The organism is Rhodopirellula sp. JB055, assembly GCF_043100905.1.
Lineage (GTDB): Bacteria > Planctomycetota > Planctomycetia > Pirellulales > Pirellulaceae > Rhodopirellula.
The window spans coordinates 1-15663 of sequence record NZ_JBICHO010000022.1 but is presented as its reverse complement, the minus strand read 5'-3'; the positions used below and the strand labels follow the sequence as shown (position 1 = coordinate 15663).

Annotated in this window: 9 protein-coding genes and 2 pseudogenes; 7 read left to right on the top strand and 4 right to left on the bottom strand. The window is 55.6% G+C overall.

The window, feature by feature from the left end; translation table 11 throughout:
• From ACF8AM_RS00625 to ACF8AM_RS00595, 7 genes and pseudogenes are all read left to right on the top strand, one after another.
• Positions 1 to 254 (top strand): annotated as a pseudogene (locus ACF8AM_RS00625) (glycosyltransferase family 2 protein); the annotation flags it as partial.
• The gene (locus ACF8AM_RS00620) at positions 251 to 1852 is read left to right on the top strand and encodes a nucleotidyltransferase family protein (RefSeq protein ID WP_392553765.1); all 1602 of its coding nucleotides are present in this window, start codon (positions 251 to 253) and stop codon (positions 1850 to 1852) included. The pseudogene ACF8AM_RS00625 and the gene ACF8AM_RS00620, both read left to right, overlap by 4 nt.
• Positions 1849 to 3012: a hypothetical protein gene (locus ACF8AM_RS00615; RefSeq protein ID WP_392553764.1), complete on the top strand. Its 1164-nt coding sequence runs from the start codon at positions 1849 to 1851 to the stop codon at positions 3010 to 3012. The genes ACF8AM_RS00620 and ACF8AM_RS00615 overlap by 4 nt, the downstream gene beginning before the upstream one ends.
• Before the next feature lie 94 nt (positions 3013 to 3106).
• Entirely contained in the window at positions 3107 to 4303 is a 1197-nt protein-coding gene (locus ACF8AM_RS00610) for a glycosyltransferase family 4 protein (protein WP_392553763.1), read from the top strand.
• Between the two features lie 22 nt (positions 4304 to 4325).
• A complete protein-coding gene (locus ACF8AM_RS00605) occupies positions 4326 to 5111 on the top strand; it encodes a glycosyltransferase family 32 protein (RefSeq protein ID WP_392553762.1) in 786 nt (261 codons plus the stop codon).
• Positions 5112 to 5305: 194 nt separating this feature from the next.
• Positions 5306 to 6949 carry a cyclic peptide export ABC transporter gene (locus tag ACF8AM_RS00600; RefSeq protein ID WP_392553761.1) on the top strand — a complete coding sequence of 548 codons (1644 nt, stop codon included), beginning with the start codon at positions 5306 to 5308 and terminating at the stop codon, positions 6947 to 6949.
• Entirely contained in the window at positions 6946 to 9000 is a 2055-nt protein-coding gene (locus tag ACF8AM_RS00595; RefSeq protein ID WP_392553760.1) for an ABC transporter permease, read from the top strand. The genes ACF8AM_RS00600 and ACF8AM_RS00595 overlap by 4 nt, the downstream gene beginning before the upstream one ends.
• A gap of 24 nt (positions 9001 to 9024) precedes the next feature.
• Here the strand turns inward: ACF8AM_RS00595 and ACF8AM_RS00590 are convergent, their stop codons facing one another.
• The 4 genes and pseudogenes from ACF8AM_RS00590 to ACF8AM_RS00575 all read right to left on the bottom strand — a co-directional run.
• The gene (locus ACF8AM_RS00590) at positions 9025 to 10500 is read right to left on the bottom strand and encodes an SDR family oxidoreductase (RefSeq protein WP_392553759.1); all 1476 of its coding nucleotides are present in this window, start codon (positions 10498 to 10500) and stop codon (positions 9025 to 9027) included.
• A 177-nt stretch (positions 10501 to 10677) separates the two neighbouring features.
• The gene (locus tag ACF8AM_RS00585; RefSeq protein WP_392553758.1) at positions 10678 to 12519 is read right to left on the bottom strand and encodes an SHD1 domain-containing protein; all 1842 of its coding nucleotides are present in this window, start codon (positions 12517 to 12519) and stop codon (positions 10678 to 10680) included.
• A gap of 106 nt (positions 12520 to 12625) precedes the next feature.
• Positions 12626 to 15433 (bottom strand): c-type cytochrome domain-containing protein, encoded by a 2808-nt coding sequence (locus tag ACF8AM_RS00580; RefSeq protein ID WP_392553757.1) that lies wholly within the window; start codon positions 15431 to 15433, stop codon positions 12626 to 12628.
• Positions 15430 to 15663 (bottom strand): annotated as a pseudogene (locus tag ACF8AM_RS00575) (serine protease); the annotation flags it as partial. The pseudogene ACF8AM_RS00575 and the gene ACF8AM_RS00580, both read right to left, overlap by 4 nt.

The following is a 15663-nucleotide window of genomic DNA, read 5'->3' as shown; positions in this document are numbered from 1 at the left end:
AGTGCGTCACAGGAACGGTGACGTGCCGCCGAAGTGTCTTCGATACGGTTGGACCTTTTTCGAATGACCCTGACACGATCGAGGTGCTCGACTGGTTTGCCCGGACCGACGACCAAGGCATTCTCAAGGCCAGCGTCGAGGAGGTGGTTCTCTATCGACGTCACCATGAAAACAACTGGTCCACTCAGAATCAGAATCGCGTGAAGTACGTTCACATGCTGAAAGCGGTATTGGACCGGAGACGCGCTCCGTGACGTTTTTGGCGCGTTGGATGGACGGGGATCAGGCTTGGCCACGCGGTTGTTGGCCGAATGAAGCACAACGATTGTTGCTGCAAGCAGGTTTGCTCGAGGACGATGCCGCCGCGACAAGTGCGTGGCGGAAATGGGAAGAGTTGGTCCCGTGGGACTTCATCGATTTTGGTTCCCATCGATTGCTGTTATTGCTGCACGATCGTTTGCGACGTCTCGGACTGACATCCAAGGATCAAGGTCGGCTGGCAGGAGTAGCACGGTACTACTGGGTGCAGACGGAACTGCGTCAGCGGCAAGCGATGGGGATTCTTCAATTGTTTGAGAAGGCCCAGATCCCAACGCTGTTGCTGAAAGGGGCCGCCCTGAACGCGACGGTGTACCGGACTGGGTTTCGAGCCATGAACGATCTGGATGTGGCGGTTCGCCGGGAAGATGCTCCGCGGGCGGTTCAGCTTCTGAACGAAGCGGGAACCGCACCTCCGCAGAACGTGTCGGAGGAATCGTTTCGTCATGGACATGGCACCAACTTCAGTTTGGCCGATGGCACCGAGGTGGATCTTCACTGGGACTTCTTTCACAGTCGGTCACTTTCAGCCGCTGATCAACAATCGCTGTGGGATGCCAGTTTGCCAGTGAAGATTGGACCCGCCAGCAGTCGTGTTTTGTGTCCCGCTGATCAGTTGTTGCACACGTGTGAGCATGGTGTTCGATACAACGAAACCCCGCCGTTTCGTTGGCTGGCAGACTCCTTCCAAATCATGCGAGCGGCGGGAACCGAGATGGATTGGCAGCGGATTGCCAGTCAAGCGACGGAATACGATGCGGTGTTGCAAGTACGGCGAAGTCTGCAATGGCTGAATGATCACTTGGATCTGCCGATTCCAGACGAGGCCCTGGTGGGCTTGGATGAATGCAAGGTGTCGCTTGCCAATCGCATGGAGTACCGAGTGACGGGGCAGCGCGGACTCGCCGGGCAACATACTTTTTGGCAGACCTTCCCCGAGCACGTTTTCGCGTGGCATCGTCAGGGGCGTCCTGGTTCGCTTGCCAAGTACCACTGCTTGCAACACAACATCAGCCAGAACCATCGGTCTCGATTTGCGGAATTCACGAAGCTCGGTATGCTGCAAACGGTGTCGAAAGTGAAAGCGGTGGTTCCGTCGATTCGAAAGGTGCAGCGTTTCGTCGTCAGCACATTGGCAGACGATGAGATCATCGGTTGCCATGAAGTCGAACGATCGGGGCATCGAACGTTTCGTTGGACCAGTGGTGAATCAACGTTGGTCGTGACGCTCCCACGCGGCGAGTACAACGTGGATGTTCACGTGTTTCCGTGGCGAGATTGGGGGACCGATTTGGCATCGGAATTGAAAGTGGACTTCAACCGCAACGGTTGCTTGGTCACGCCGGCGGGGAATCGCAATCGTGTTTTGCGGTTTTCAATCCAGCGTGATATGTTCTGCCCCGCGTCGCAGCAGCGGCTGACATTTCGATGTGGCAGTTTTCGAGATGTGCCGAATGAGGAAACGCGACATCTTGGGCTTCCGCTGCAATCGGTTTGCTTTCGCCCACGAAAAAGTGGTGGCACTGAGTCGTGAAAAACGCAGCGATTGCCATCGCCGACTCACCGCATCTGCACTTGGTCAAACCGGCCGACTATTTCATTGAAAGAGAATTGATGTCCAACCAACGTTCTGTTGGCGTCGTGCCGGGATCAACGGATTCAACGGGGATTCAGACCGATCGCTACGAATTAGCATCCAATCCCCAAGGCCGAATTCGGCTCGCGCCGCAGACAACGTTCACGATGCATCGCAGCGGATGGGCTGGAGCGATGGATGCGTTGATACCGGAACACAATCACAACGGGGTGATTTTCGATGGTTTTTTGGATCGCCTTTTCGATCCTCATTGGCCGCACGAGACGGGACCAACGTTGCCGCTGACTCAGCCCTGGACGGGTGTCTTTCACAATCCGCCGGATATGGAGCGGTGGCACAGTCCGTCTGGAGCTCCTCGACGTCTGATTGCCTCCGCTGCATTCCGCGATAGCATTCCGGCATGTCGAGGACTCTTTACCCTGTCGGATTACTTGTCCGATTTTCTTGCGAAGGAAACCGGACTGCTCACTTCGACGCTGAGGCTTCCAACAGAAATTCCTGACCGGCTGTTTTGTATGGATGCGTTTGCGAACGAAGCGGAAAAGAAAGTTGTGATGGTCGGTTGGTGGCTGCGGAAGTTGGCTGCCATCTATTTTCTTCCCTTGGATCATGCCAGCGGGTTTCGAAAGTATCGACTGATCAGCAACCCATGCACCGAGTTGGAACACGCGAGCCTGCTGAAACAAGAGTTCGTTCGGCAGTCGATGGTTCTTCGACAACCGCTCTTGCCCGCCTATCGTGACAACACCTTCGCGTTGCCGCGGCACGATGATTCTGAATATGACGAGTTGCTTTCGAAAAGTATCGTGTTTCTCGACCTCTACGATGCTTCCGCCAACAATGCCGTGGTGGAATGCATCGCACGTGCGACCCCATTGCTGATCAACCGCATTGCACCCGTCGAAGAATACTTGGGCGTGGACTATCCGTTCTACTTTGAGTCATTGGACGAGGCCGCTCGAAAGGCTCAAGACTTGGACCTGGTCGCGGCAGCCCACGAGTATTTGATGCAGTGTCCGATGCGGAAGAAGCTTTCAACGTCAACTTTCCTGGATGATTTTCGCAGCAGCAATGTTTATCAGAATCTGAAGATCTGATCCGTCTTCGTATGCGATTCATAACCAGGCTGATCGTGAAAGCAACTCGGCGAGTTTTCAAACTGACCCCAACGACCTCCCAATCATTCACACTGTGACTACGCAAGTAAACAACCGCGCCCGACGACGAATCTTGATCGACGGTACGAAGTTGGCCGATTCGGTGTCCGATGGGATTCGTCGGTTTGTCTCAGGGCTCCTGGGGGCGATGCGATCCGTCGCGGATCAGCATCCCGATTTTTGCGTGGATGTTCATGTTGGTTCGCGTATCATTCCGCTCGCTGAAATTGATTCGTGGTTGACTCTACCGGATCCAGCACCGACCGGCGCCCTGCCGTTTTTGCGGGAGACTTTGGATTGGATTCGATTGCAGCATCAAGTTCGGACGTCGCAGTACGATGTCGTGCATCAAACCATGCCGAATACCTTTGACACGTTTCGTCGTTTCCGAGGCGGTCGCTTGGTCACGGTGCATGATCTTTCGCATTTGGCATGCCCCCAGTGGCAAGCCGCCGTCAACAGCGAAAGCCTGGAGCGGGGACTGCGGGATGCGACGCAGAGAAACGCTTGGTTCAGCACCGACACGGATTTCATCCGTCAGGAAATGATCGCCCGGTGTGGTCTTTCAAACATCGCTGTCACCGGGGCTGGTTGCGATCGATCGCTTTTTCATTCGCGGTATTCGCGAGAAGCCAAAGACGCTGTCAGGCGGAAGTATTCGATGCCCGACGCGCCGTTTTTGCTTTCGGTAGGGACGTTGGAGCCGCGAAAAAATTTGTTGGGAACGGTGCGAGCCTATCGCCGGTTGTTGGAAACGAACCCGCAGACTCCGATTGAACTGGTCATCGTTGGCAAATACGGATGGGGCGATCTCGATGAGGTGTACGCCGCCGCGAAAAATTGTGATCGAATCCACTGGCTGGGCAGTGTTCCGGATCAGGATTTGCCATTGGTTTATGCTCAAGCGGAGGCCTTGGCGTATGTCTCGCACTACGAAGGATTTGGCTTGCCACCACTGGAATCGATGAATTGTGGCGTGCCAGTGATTTACGGTTCAGGAACCGCGGTGGCCGAGGTTGTGGCGGACGCCGGTTGGGCAGCTGATCCAAATGACACCGAGCAGATCTGTGACTGTTTCGTTGAACTGGTGACTCAACCTGAACTTCGCGAGGAACGGTCTCGCAAGGCGATCGCACGGGCGGAGCTGTTTGATTGGCAACGCGTGGCCGAAGCGATGTGGGAGCAATACATGCTCGTCGCAGAAAGCTCTGCCTCTCGGTTGGCAGGTTGATGCGAGTCAGGATCGCAAGACGATGAGCGTTCCGAAAATCCTGCATCAAACGTGGAAAGACGAACGCGTTCCGGAGGACTTTTCGGAATGTATCCGGTCGTGGAGGACTCACCATCCGGATTGGCAGTTTCGATTGTGGACAGACCAAGACAACCGCGAATTGATCGCGAAAGAATACGCTTGGTTCTTGGAGACGTATGATGGTTATCCAACGGCCATCCAACGCGCCGATGCCATTCGGTACTTCATTCTTCATCAGTTTGGGGGCATGTATGTGGATCTGGACTTCATTTGTCTGAAGCCTCTCGGTCCGCTGCTCGAAGATTGCGACTGCCTCGTCGGGTTGGAACCACGCCAGCACTGTCGGCATCATCGAATTCCCAATTTGTTGTGCAACGCATTGATGGCGTCGGCACCTGGACATCCTTTCTTTGAACGCGTGATTCGGCGATTGCCCGATTTCGTTCATCACGTCGAGAACAAAGAGCCGATTCTCAGCAGCACCGGGCCGATCATGATGACGCGGGTCTGGGACGATTTTGCGACACCTGAATCTGTCACGGTGCTTCCCTCTCGCTTCTTGTATCCGTTGACGATGCACCAAGCGGCCCAGTATCGGCTGGCTGGGCATGTGGGCGTTAACCTTTCGGATGCATTCGCGATTCACCTTTTCCATGGGACTTGGTGGAGGACCGATCGATGGGATCGAAATTGGCGAGGCTACTACAAGCTGAAGTCTTGGATTCAGCGGCGTGTCAGCGGACTTTGGGATCGTGTGTCCGCTTTGTTGGCCAGGCCACACACTTAGCTTCTGAGCCGGATCGCCCGGAAAGCGTTGCTTGATCGAGCCAGATTGGCCGACTCTCGCGGGGGGAGTGCCGGTCGGATCTCAATTGCGACCGAGGCGGGTTCCCTGCTATATCGAGCCGCAGCGTCTCTGTCTACGCGGCCGGAAACTTGTGTTTTCCGCATCCAGCCTGAGCTACCCAACATGCTACATCGATGAAACTGCTTCTGATTCTGCTTCGATCGTCCTGGATTTCTGGTCTGGTTTCCGGACTTTTGGGAGCGTTCAGCGGTGTGGCAAATCTCGGCTTGATCATGCTGATCCACCACGCTTTGACGGGTGATCCGTCCGAGGCGGGGTCGTTGCCGTACTTGTTCGCTGGTGCGTGTGTCTTGGTCCTGGTCACTCAAGTGACGGCCAAGTGTTTGCTCGTTCAGTTGTCCCAGGCGACCGCGGCTCGATTGCGATACGAGCTGTGTACAAAGATCATCTCGGCTCCCTTGCCGACCTTGGAATCCGTTGGCTCGCATCGGTTGTTGGCTGCATTGATCAACGACGTCAACGCAATCACATCGGCCTTGTCTGCTTTTCCTGGGGCATGCGCCAATGCGATGGTGTTGGTTTGTGGGCTGGTGTACTTGGCGACACTGTCCGTGCCATTGGCGGGCGGGACGATTGTGATGGCAGGCATCGGCGTGTTCACGTTCATGACGGGACTCAGGTTTGCCAACCGGCATTTGCGTCAGGCTCGGGAAGACCAAGACGAGGTCGTCAAGCAGTTGCGCGCCATGATCGATGGCATCAAAGAGCTCAAAGGCAACAACATGCGATGTCTGGACTTTGTCTACGACGTTCTGTTGCCAGCCGACACCAAGATGCGTCACAGCCTGATCATTGGTTCGAACATTCAGGGTTTTGCCCACAGTTGGGGACGACTGTTTCTGTTCATCGGCATCGGATTGTTGCTGTTCGCTTGGCCGCAGATCGCGACCGTGTCGACGGCGACTTTGACCGGATACGTCCTGACGATTTTGTATCTGACGTACCCTTTGGATGGAATTTTGGGTTGGTTGCCCGCAATGAATGGTGCCTCGATCGCGGTCGCCAAAATCGAGAAGCTGGGTTTGATGATCGATCAGCCTGAACAGCAGACCTCGCATGTCGCACCGACCAAATTTGAATCGCTTGAGATGCGAAGTGTGACCTATCGGTACGATTCATCCAGCGACGAATGTTTCGCACTGGGACCGGTGGATCTGACGCTCTCGCCGGGCGAGATTTTGTTCATCGCAGGTGGCAACGGCAGTGGAAAAACAACGCTCGCGAAATTGTTGACGGGGCTTTATGTTCCCAATGCGGGAGAAGTGTGCTGGAACGGGCGGGACGTGACGGATAGGGTTCGAGCCGATTATCGCCAGCTCTTTTCGACGGTCTTTGTGGAAGGCCACTTGTTCGATCGTTTGTTGGGAGTCGATGTCACGCCCGGTGAGTTGGAGCGTTGGATTTCTCTGTTGGGAATGGAAGAGAAAGTCGACGTGCAAACCGGTCGACTGTCGACGCAAGAACTCTCCCGCGGGCAGCACAAACGTTTGGCGTTGTTGGTGGCGGCGCTCGACGATCGTCCGATCTTTGTTTTCGATGAATGGGCCGCCGAACAAGATCCGGGATTCAAGGATATCTTCTACCAACAGATTCTGCCGGAGCTTCGTCGGATTGGCAAAACCGTGGTCGCCATCACGCATGATGACCGCTATTTCTCCGTTGCGACGCGAGTGCTGAGAGTCGTGGATGGTCGCTTGATTCACGCGACCGAGAAAGCGGCCGATTCGTTGCACGTCATTCACAGGAACGCAGCGTGATTCAACTGCATGGTCTTCGCAAAGACTATCGGGTCGGTGACCACGATTTGCCGGTGCTCAAGGGCATCACGCTGAACATCGAAGCGGGGGAGTATGTTGCGTTGATGGGATCGTCGGGTTCGGGAAAGACAACCCTGATGAACCTGTTGGGTAGTTTGGATCATCCGACCGATGGCGACTATCATCTGGCCGGGATCGATGTATCGAGTCTGACACCGTTGGAACTGGCCGCGTTTCGAAGCCAGCACATTGGGTTTGTCTTTCAGAATTTTAACCTGCTGCCACGCGCGACGGCACTCGACAACGTGATGCTGCCGACGATCTATGCGTCGGACGGAAGGTCCAGACGCGAGTGCATCGAAGACGCGACGAAGTTATTGGAGTCCGTCGGTTTGGGAGGTCGACTGGACCACATGCCCAATCAGTTGTCGGGCGGCGAACGACAGCGAATCGCAATCGCTCGAGCGTTGATGAACCGCCCCAAGCTGTTGTTGGCCGATGAGCCAACCGGGAATTTGGACACGGCCACGGAACAAGAAATTCTGGCGTTGTTTCGTCAGCTCAACCAAGAACACGGCATCACATTGGTGGTCGTCACGCACGATGCGGAGGTCGCTCATGAAGCGGACCGAGTCGTGCGAATGAAAGATGGATTGGTGTCGGAAGATGTTCAGCAACGAGCATCCACCGTCGACCGTTCGAGGCTCGCGAATTCCAGGTCAGAACCTCTGCGTGAGCCGACCTCTGCTTGGTCGCTCCCCGCGACTTGGAATGCGGTGATCGTGGCTGTCTTGGCGCTTCGTCGCAATGCATTGCGGACCGTGCTGACGATGCTGGGTGTGATCATTGGTGTCGCCTCAGTGATTTCCACCATGGAGCTGAGTGCGGGGGCATCCACCGCGATCGAAGAAACCGTCGCGAGCATGGGCGCCAGCATGCTGACGATCAGTCCCGGCAAAGCGTCCAGCACCAGTGGGCGTCAACGTCCGATCCAGATCATTCCTGATGATGTCGTTGCGGTCGCCGAGCAGTGTTCCGCCGTCAAGGTTGCCGCCCCGCTTGTGTATTCCCAGGTCCAATTGGTCCGCCAGAACCGCCGTTGGAGCCCCAATCTGGCTCTCGGCACGACATCGCAATACTTGGCGGCAAGGAACTGGGATCAGTTGGAGCTGGGGACGCCGTTCACGCAGGAACAAGTTCTCGATGCGGCCAAAGTTTGCATCTTGGGCAAAACCGTCGCTCACGAATTGTTTGATTCGGAGTACCCGATCGGCGAAGAAATTCGCGTCAACGGGGTTCCGCTCCGCGTGGTTGGCGTCCTCACCGAAAAGGGTGGGGATGTGATCGGAAACGACCAAGACGACATTATCATCGGACCGTGGACGACGTTCAAACTTCGAGTGAACAGCAGCACGGGCGCGACGGCTCAGTTCAGCACGTTCGCGGATCAGATGCCACCGATGCAACTGGCATCCACCAGGCGATCGACCCAGCGAGAAGAGATTCATCAGATCTATGTGGAGGCCGAATCGCCGGATCATGTGGAGTTGGCCCGGCAACAAATCACGCAGTTGCTTTCGCGTCGTCACAACGTTGAACCGGCGGGGGCTTATCGCATCAATGACATCACCGAAGTATCCAAAGTGGTGGGACAAGTCGTCGGTGGTGTATCGGCATTGGGGTTGGTGATTGCCGGCGTCTCACTGATGGTTGGCGGCGTGGGAATCATGAACATCATGTTGGTCTCGGTCACCGAGCGGACGCGAGAAATCGGATTGCGAATGGCGGTCGGAGCCAACCGCAGTGCGATCCTTCGTCAATTTCTGATCGAAGCGACCGTGTTGTGCGTGGTGGGCGGATTCATTGGCATCTTCGCCGGCCACATGTGGTCTGTGTTGGTTGGCCGAGTGATCGGTTGGCCGACCGCGATGTCGATCTGGGCTCCGATTGTTGCCGTGACTGTTGCTGCGACGGTGGGAATCGTTTTCGGGTACTATCCCGCCCGAACGGCATCGCGATTGAATCCGATCGATGCGTTGCGGTACGAGTGATCCAGCGTCGTCTTCAGGCGAAGCCTAAGCACAGGTGACTTTCGAGAACAGCAGCCGACAGGTGTCGATCGCTTCTCGAGGGATCTTTGTGGCATTCGAATTGCCATCGACGTAGTGCCCCAGCTCGATCGGGCAAAGTTCTTGGTTGGTCATCAGCTTTGACAACGCGCGTGAACTGGCGCGGATGGTCAAAGTTTTGGGGCAGGGAAGTCCGTGGGCAACTTCCAATCTGGTCGCGCCCTGACGACTGACCACTCGCCATTGTCCACCACCAGGGCCCAAAATGTTCAGCCCGAGCAATGTTTGAGGCTGCGTCTCCGCCAGTTCCTCTTCTTTGTGTTGCATGGATGCGACGGTTGCATTCCGCAAGTAGTCAACCAAGTGATTGATGGGCTCCACTCGAGGGTCCCGACGCTTGCCCCATCGATCCGCCAAACCAAATGCGAGGTAGCGATGGATCACTGTTTCATCGATTTCGGGACATGGAAGGTCCGAGGTGAACGCAAGCAAGTTCGAATTGTCGAAGGTTGGATCGGTTGAGTTGTAGGATTCGTAGAGCGAAACGCCAGAGAAATAGTTGCGTTCAAATCCGTTCAGGTCTTCATGAGGAACGTCGATGTCACCGCAATATTGAACCCCGGTTGAGTTGAAGTACGAGCAACAGCAATCAATGATCTTTCGCGGCGTCAGGTGTACCCGAGGCGTTAAATGATACGTTTGCCCGTGAGCGTCCGGTGTGTCGACAAGCCGCGACACCACGTCGGCTACCCAGTCAATCGGCACGACGTTGCGGCGTTCGTCTCCGGTCATCGGAAGTCGAATGGGTGTGTGGCGGACTCCGTTTTGATCTGGTTCTACCATCGGCACCAGCAACGCCATCAGTCGCAGGTAGGTGTGCAGACCGTGGTAGCTGGTCGTGTGCCCGGTTTGAGAATCGCCGGAGATCACAGCGGGCCGGTAGACGGTCAGTTGATCGATAAACGACGCTGCCCGAACGGCTTGTTCCGCTTCGAACTTGCTCTGCTCATAGTCGTTCCGGAAACTCTGTCCAACATCCAAATCCGATTCGCGAACCAAGTCGGTTCGGTTGCCGCAAACGTAGGCAGTGGAGAGATAATGAAAGTCTCGGATGCCAGTTTCGCGGCAGAATGCTAAGACATTTTGGGTGCCGTTCAGATTCGTTTTCCAGGGGTCTCCGGAGCGGTCCGAGCCTTGGAATTTGAGCACCGCTGCACCGTGGATCATTCGGTCGCAGTTTTGACGCACCCAATCGATCGTACCAGCACTGAGGCCAAGGTTGGGCTGGACGATGTCGCCTTCCAAGCAAACCGGGCGAGGCAGTTCACGGCCCAACTCCGATTCAAATCGTTGCAGGATCGCCTCAACACGTTCGTGTGCTGTGTTCTTCTTGGTGCTTCTCGCGATCACCGCGACGCGTTTGCCGCTCATCATCGCGTTGCGAAGCAGGTACTGGCCAACCAGACCAGTCGCGCTGGTCATCAAGGTGTATTGATGGTTGCCAATAACCATAGAGAACAGACGACACGAGGTGCCAAGAAGGCCACGGATGAAATAAGAGGGGGCGGGGATGGTCGCGGGTGATTGTAGTGGTCGCCATGAACAAGCTGCAAGGCACTGTCCGGCGAGCTGGACAGGCCGCTTCATCGGACCGACGCCTTACCTAACTTGGATCTCCATTGAAATTCGCTGAAGTGGCATGGCACCGCGGCCTTGAGGATCTTGCAATTCGATCAAGTCGTGTGATTTGATCGCGAGTGCGTAGCAAATCGGGGGTGATTTTTCTGCGATCGCGGTTTCGAACGTTTCTCGAGTGACAGCCGCGACCGAACTTTCGAATTTGACCAATTCGCTCTTGGATTCCGTCATGCACAACTCCTTGTTTTTGTGAGTCCAGGTTCCTCGTTCGCGACTGGTCACACTGTACAGTTGTTCGTTTGATTTTTCGGGCAACATCGTCAGCGTGGAATAGGTCTCGTACGTGCCGTCAGCGTCGAAGCGATAGGTGCTTCGATTGATTCCCGTGTTTCCGCTGGCATAGGCTTCCTTCACTTCAAAACGCCAGTTGCCGACGACCTGTGAAGCTGGCTTGTCTGGTTCGGCAGCTCGCGGTTGTTTCGCGGAATTATTTGCCATCGTTGCCGGTGGATCGTCTTCTTTGGCAACCACTGGATTGAGCGGTAGATCGAGGGCACGCAGTTCCGAACCTGAGACGACGCACGAGAAGTGACCCATTGGAATGGGAGCACCCAGTCCGCTGTAACGGTCAACCTTGGTTCCGGATTTCCAGTCGACCAGTGTGCTGCCATCGATCAGAACATAGTCGTCGTCGCAAAAGATGGCACCGTTGCTTGTTCCAACGCCGCCGATCTCGGTGTCTTGAATCCACTCGTTGCTGCGAAGATCCAGAACCAAAACGCGCCCAATGGATGACAAATAGAGTTTGTCTTCGCTGGGATTGAAGGAGAGCTTGGGATAGTGAATGCGTCCGAGGTCGTTCAGCGATTGTGAACCGGTGACCTTACCCTCCAACAGATCGACGATCACCAGCTGTGTTGCTGAAGCGATCGCCAACCGGCTCAAATCAGCGTTCGTGTGCCAGTATGGTGGCGACCCCATATCGATTTGCCAAAGTGCACGTCGTTGTGGCATTTGCCAAGCCACGATGTGCCCAGCTTTGCTGCAGGTGATCAAACGGTTGTCTTGGCCGGCGGTCGCGAATCGGATGCCGCGGTTGGATTGACCCGCGTAGGGTTTCCATGTGTCGCCGTGTTGTACCTTTCCATCGCGGATGTCCCAAGATTGCAAATCCTCGTTGGTGGTGGTCCCATCCTTGTCCGTCCCGATCATCACGATCGTGCTGCTATCGCCGAGGATAGCGATCGGGTGCATGGCAGTTCCGGAGACCGCAGGCAACTCGGTCAATTGACCGGTGCGAAAGTCACCAATCATCAGATGCGTTTGAGCCGCAGGTCCGCTGCCGCTGATGTCGCTGACGGCCGCTTTCATCAGCAGGCTGTTCGCAGCATGAGGTTGCCGGCGGCCTTGTGGTTTCGGCAAAGCGACCGCACTTGGTTCAGACTCGGGCGGTTGAGGTTCGGAGACCTTCACGTTCCAAACGGTGTTCGAAAAATCCAAGCGTGGAGCGGCGTCGAGTTCCGCTTCAGGGTCGTTTGAAACCTCGATTGGTATTGGTCGGCCAGTATCAGATGAACGCGAAGATGGAGAGCGCGGGGCCGGAATTTGTGGAACGTATTCCAGACTCTTCAGATACATTTGATCGGATTCACTGAGTCGAACGCTTGCGATCTCAATTTTTCGTCCAGCACTTGTTTGCAAAACGACCTTCTCGCCAACCCTTTCGATCAATTTCGCGGAGACCTGAAAGCGACCGGTGGAATCCTTCCAAACTCGTTCAACGCTCGGGAGTTTATCCTGGGCGGATGCAAAGACGAGGCTGAATAGCAACAGCGGAATGAGTCCAATTGCGATGCGAAACATACCTTGCTCTCAACTGTTTGAACGCCGGATTAATTGGATGAATGTGGGAAGCAATTGTACCGTTGCTGAGAGCAAGTGTTGTCGTCCGTGTTGCCGTGACGCACGTTCATTCTTCGCCCAATGAAAACTCCAAGCTTTGTTTGCCAGATTTGTCGATCAGTGTGGCCGTGCCGCTCGCACCACCCACGATGAACTGGCTGCCGTCGCGATTGGAATCCAATGCGTACAGGTAATCTCCGGCGACCTTGGCATTGGTTTCTCTCGCTCCGTTGTCGGTGCGATAGACCCGGAAAACACTATCTCCGCTCGTCACTCCGAGTCGATTTTCGCGGCCGACAAAGACCAGTTTCGTCACTTCGGTTTTGAATCCAGTGATCGTGCGTGTTGCCTGCCCGCTTTCAATGTTCCATACTTTGACCGTCGCGTCGGCGGAACCCGTCGCGAGCTCACGAAGATTCATGTTCCAGGCAATCGACGTGACATGGTGCGTGTGTCCTTCGAGTGTTTTGATCAGCTTTCCGGATTCGACGTCCCACAGTTTGATCATCTGGTCGGCGCCTCCGGTGGCCAACGTTTGCCCATCCGGTGAAAACCGAACGCAGAAAACGGTGTCGCCATGCGGGTTGGGGATCTTTCGAATCAAGGACCCGTCGGAGACTTTCCAAAGCATCCATTCACCCGTCCGAGAAGGCTCGCCACCACCGGTGGCGAGCAATTTGCCCGAGGGATGAACGTCGATGCTCAACACGCGATCCGCGAAAGGGCTCGACCCGGTTGTCGCACCGATGGTTTGGCGAAGACTCCACAAACGGGGCCGAGCGACGAACGCCTGCGTCTGGCCGTTGGTCTCCCGAATCAGAACGCAACGATCTCCGCTGGCGATCAGTTGTCCGTCGGTCGGCAGTTCGGGCAATTCTGCCAACCAGTCGCCGGATTCGGCCCACAGACTCCATGAGTTTTGCGATGCGTCGTCCGTGTTTGCGGCATGGGTGAGGATGCGAGAGCCTGAGAGCATGACCGCAAATGTGGCGTCGGTCGCACGAGATGAATCGTGACGTGATTGGGACGCAGTGGCCTTGGCCTTTCTGGATTCGTGATCCCGTTTGAGTTTCGCAAGAATTTGCTGATGACGCTCACGCTCCGCCTCCAGTTCCTTCAGTCGTGTCTCTCCACGGACCTTGATTTTTTCGGCTTGATTGAGGGCGGTCACCGCAGCGGCGAGTTCGCTTTCTTTGGTCGCGAGGGCTTGTTCGGCTTCGGCAAGCTTCTTGGCTGCTGACTCGGCGGCTTGCTTGGCTTCCTCAACACTGGCCTGTTTCTCGTCACGCAGTTTGGTTTTGGTTTCGATGTCTTTGGTGAGCGAATCCAAGCTTTTCTGTTCTGCCGTCACATCGTCTTCGGCCTGTTGGGCGTCCTTCTCTTGAGCCGCGACCAGTGTCTCGGTGACCAGGGTTTGCCAATTGTCGTTTGCGAATTGAGCTGCTGCGACGGGATCCGTCTTCGCGATTTCGAGATAGCTTTGATCGGCGATGTTGTATCGTCCCAAGGCTCCTGATTCGGTGCTGATCCACAGCGTGGCACCGTTGGACGAAAGCGATGCAGACACGGCGGGCGAGGGCAATTGACCGGTTGCTTTGAATGATTGATCGGTTGGATTCCAGTTGGCAAGGTTGCCTGCTGCATCCATCGCGATCAACCGTCCCGGAGACTCGGACGCTGAGTGAATCGCAAGGACGGCTTGTTCAAAAACGTTGTGCTCTGTCTTGATCCAAACCTCTTCGTCTCGCTTCCAAAACAAGACTTGTCCATTGTCGGTCGCGGTCGCTAAGTGATCCTCTTCGATCCACTGCATCGAAGTGAACGTGTTGGCAGCATCCAGGGTTTTGACGTCTTTGCGATCGATTCGAACGATGCGAATCGTACTGTCCCACTGAATCGCGGCTTGTTGACCCGCGTTGTCCAAAGCGATCCGAATCTTGGTCGGATCGTCGGTCTTCAGTTCCTCCGTTTTCAGATGATCGGGCAGGTCAAAGCTTTTCATCCACAGCCATCGATCTTTGCCGACTTCCGCCACACTCAATTCTCCGCGGCGTGAAAGCACGGCGAAGTGACTGCCGCTGGCGTTCATTGTGATTGCCAGGGTGTCATCCTGGTTGATGGCGGGAATCGTGGCTGATTCGAATGGCGACATCTTCCAAAATTTGACGTTGCGATAACCTGCCGAGATGATCTGACGACCGGTTGAATCGATGTGCAGGTCTTGGACGAAGTCATCGTGAGCTGGTTTGGTGACTTCGTTTTCGACGATTGCAAGCGTCTCGATGGGCTGAGCGGACTTGGCACCGAACAGGCGAATCTCATTTCCAAAGCTGATCGCGGACAATCTTCCATCGTCGGTCATGGATGATCCGTAGACGGTCTGCAGCGACGATGGAAGCGTTTGCCATTCTCGCTCGGTCGGGGTGCTAAGGGCTTGGTCGATGATGGCACCGGATTGGATCCAACGTTTTAGCAGGGCCAGTTCCATCGGAGTCAAAATGGATGCCGAGACATCATTGTCCTCCGGCGGCATCACGGGATCGTCCGCATGAGATGCGAGCAGGAACAGTCGACTTTCCGCGGGGTTTCCGGGAACGACAAGGTCGTCCAAGTCGGAGGTCCGGATCTGTTCACCGGATTCCAGGTTCACTCCGCCTTCGTCGTCGCTGGTGTTGTGGCAAGCAACGCAGTTTTTTTTCAGGACCGGTGCCACGTCGCGGCTGAAGAGGACTTCACGGCTGTCGGGCAAGTCGTCGATTGGAAGTGTGTCTGCGCTCACTTGGTTGGTCTTGCCGACGAGCGAATCAAGTCCGACGCTGCACTCAAAGCTCAGTGCCAGCACAACGAGCAGCGTCTTTGTGGCTGGACGAATCATGGCGATGCTTCTTTGGCGGGGACGGGAGGAACGGTGAGCCAGAATTCCGTCAGCGGGATGGATGGCCGCAGGTTGTAGGTGGCCTCAATGGTTTCTTCCGTCGGTTCGTCATCTGCGTCCAAAATGGTTCCCATGATTCGGAAGCGACCATGGCCGATTGCATTGTCTGCGGCGGTCAGTTTCAGTTGGATTGTTTTGGCGGTGTCGCCCTTCGGTTCTGAAACCACGGG

Bases quoted from the DNA above. Each gene is read 5' to 3' on its own strand.
- ACF8AM_RS00590 (WP_392553759.1), bottom strand. From the start codon at position 10,500: ATGACCAGCGCGACTGGTCTGGTTGGCCAGTACCTGCTTCGCAACGCG.
- ACF8AM_RS00600 (WP_392553761.1), top strand. From the start codon at position 5,306: ATGAAACTGCTTCTGATTCTGCTTCGATCGTCCTGGATTTCTGGTCTG.
- ACF8AM_RS00585 (WP_392553758.1), bottom strand. From the start codon at position 12,519: ATGTTTCGCATCGCAATTGGACTCATTCCGCTGTTGCTATTCAGCCTC.
- ACF8AM_RS00580 (WP_392553757.1), bottom strand. From the start codon at position 15,433: ATGATTCGTCCAGCCACAAAGACGCTGCTCGTTGTGCTGGCACTGAGC.
- ACF8AM_RS00605 (WP_392553762.1), top strand. From the start codon at position 4,326: ATGAGCGTTCCGAAAATCCTGCATCAAACGTGGAAAGACGAACGCGTT.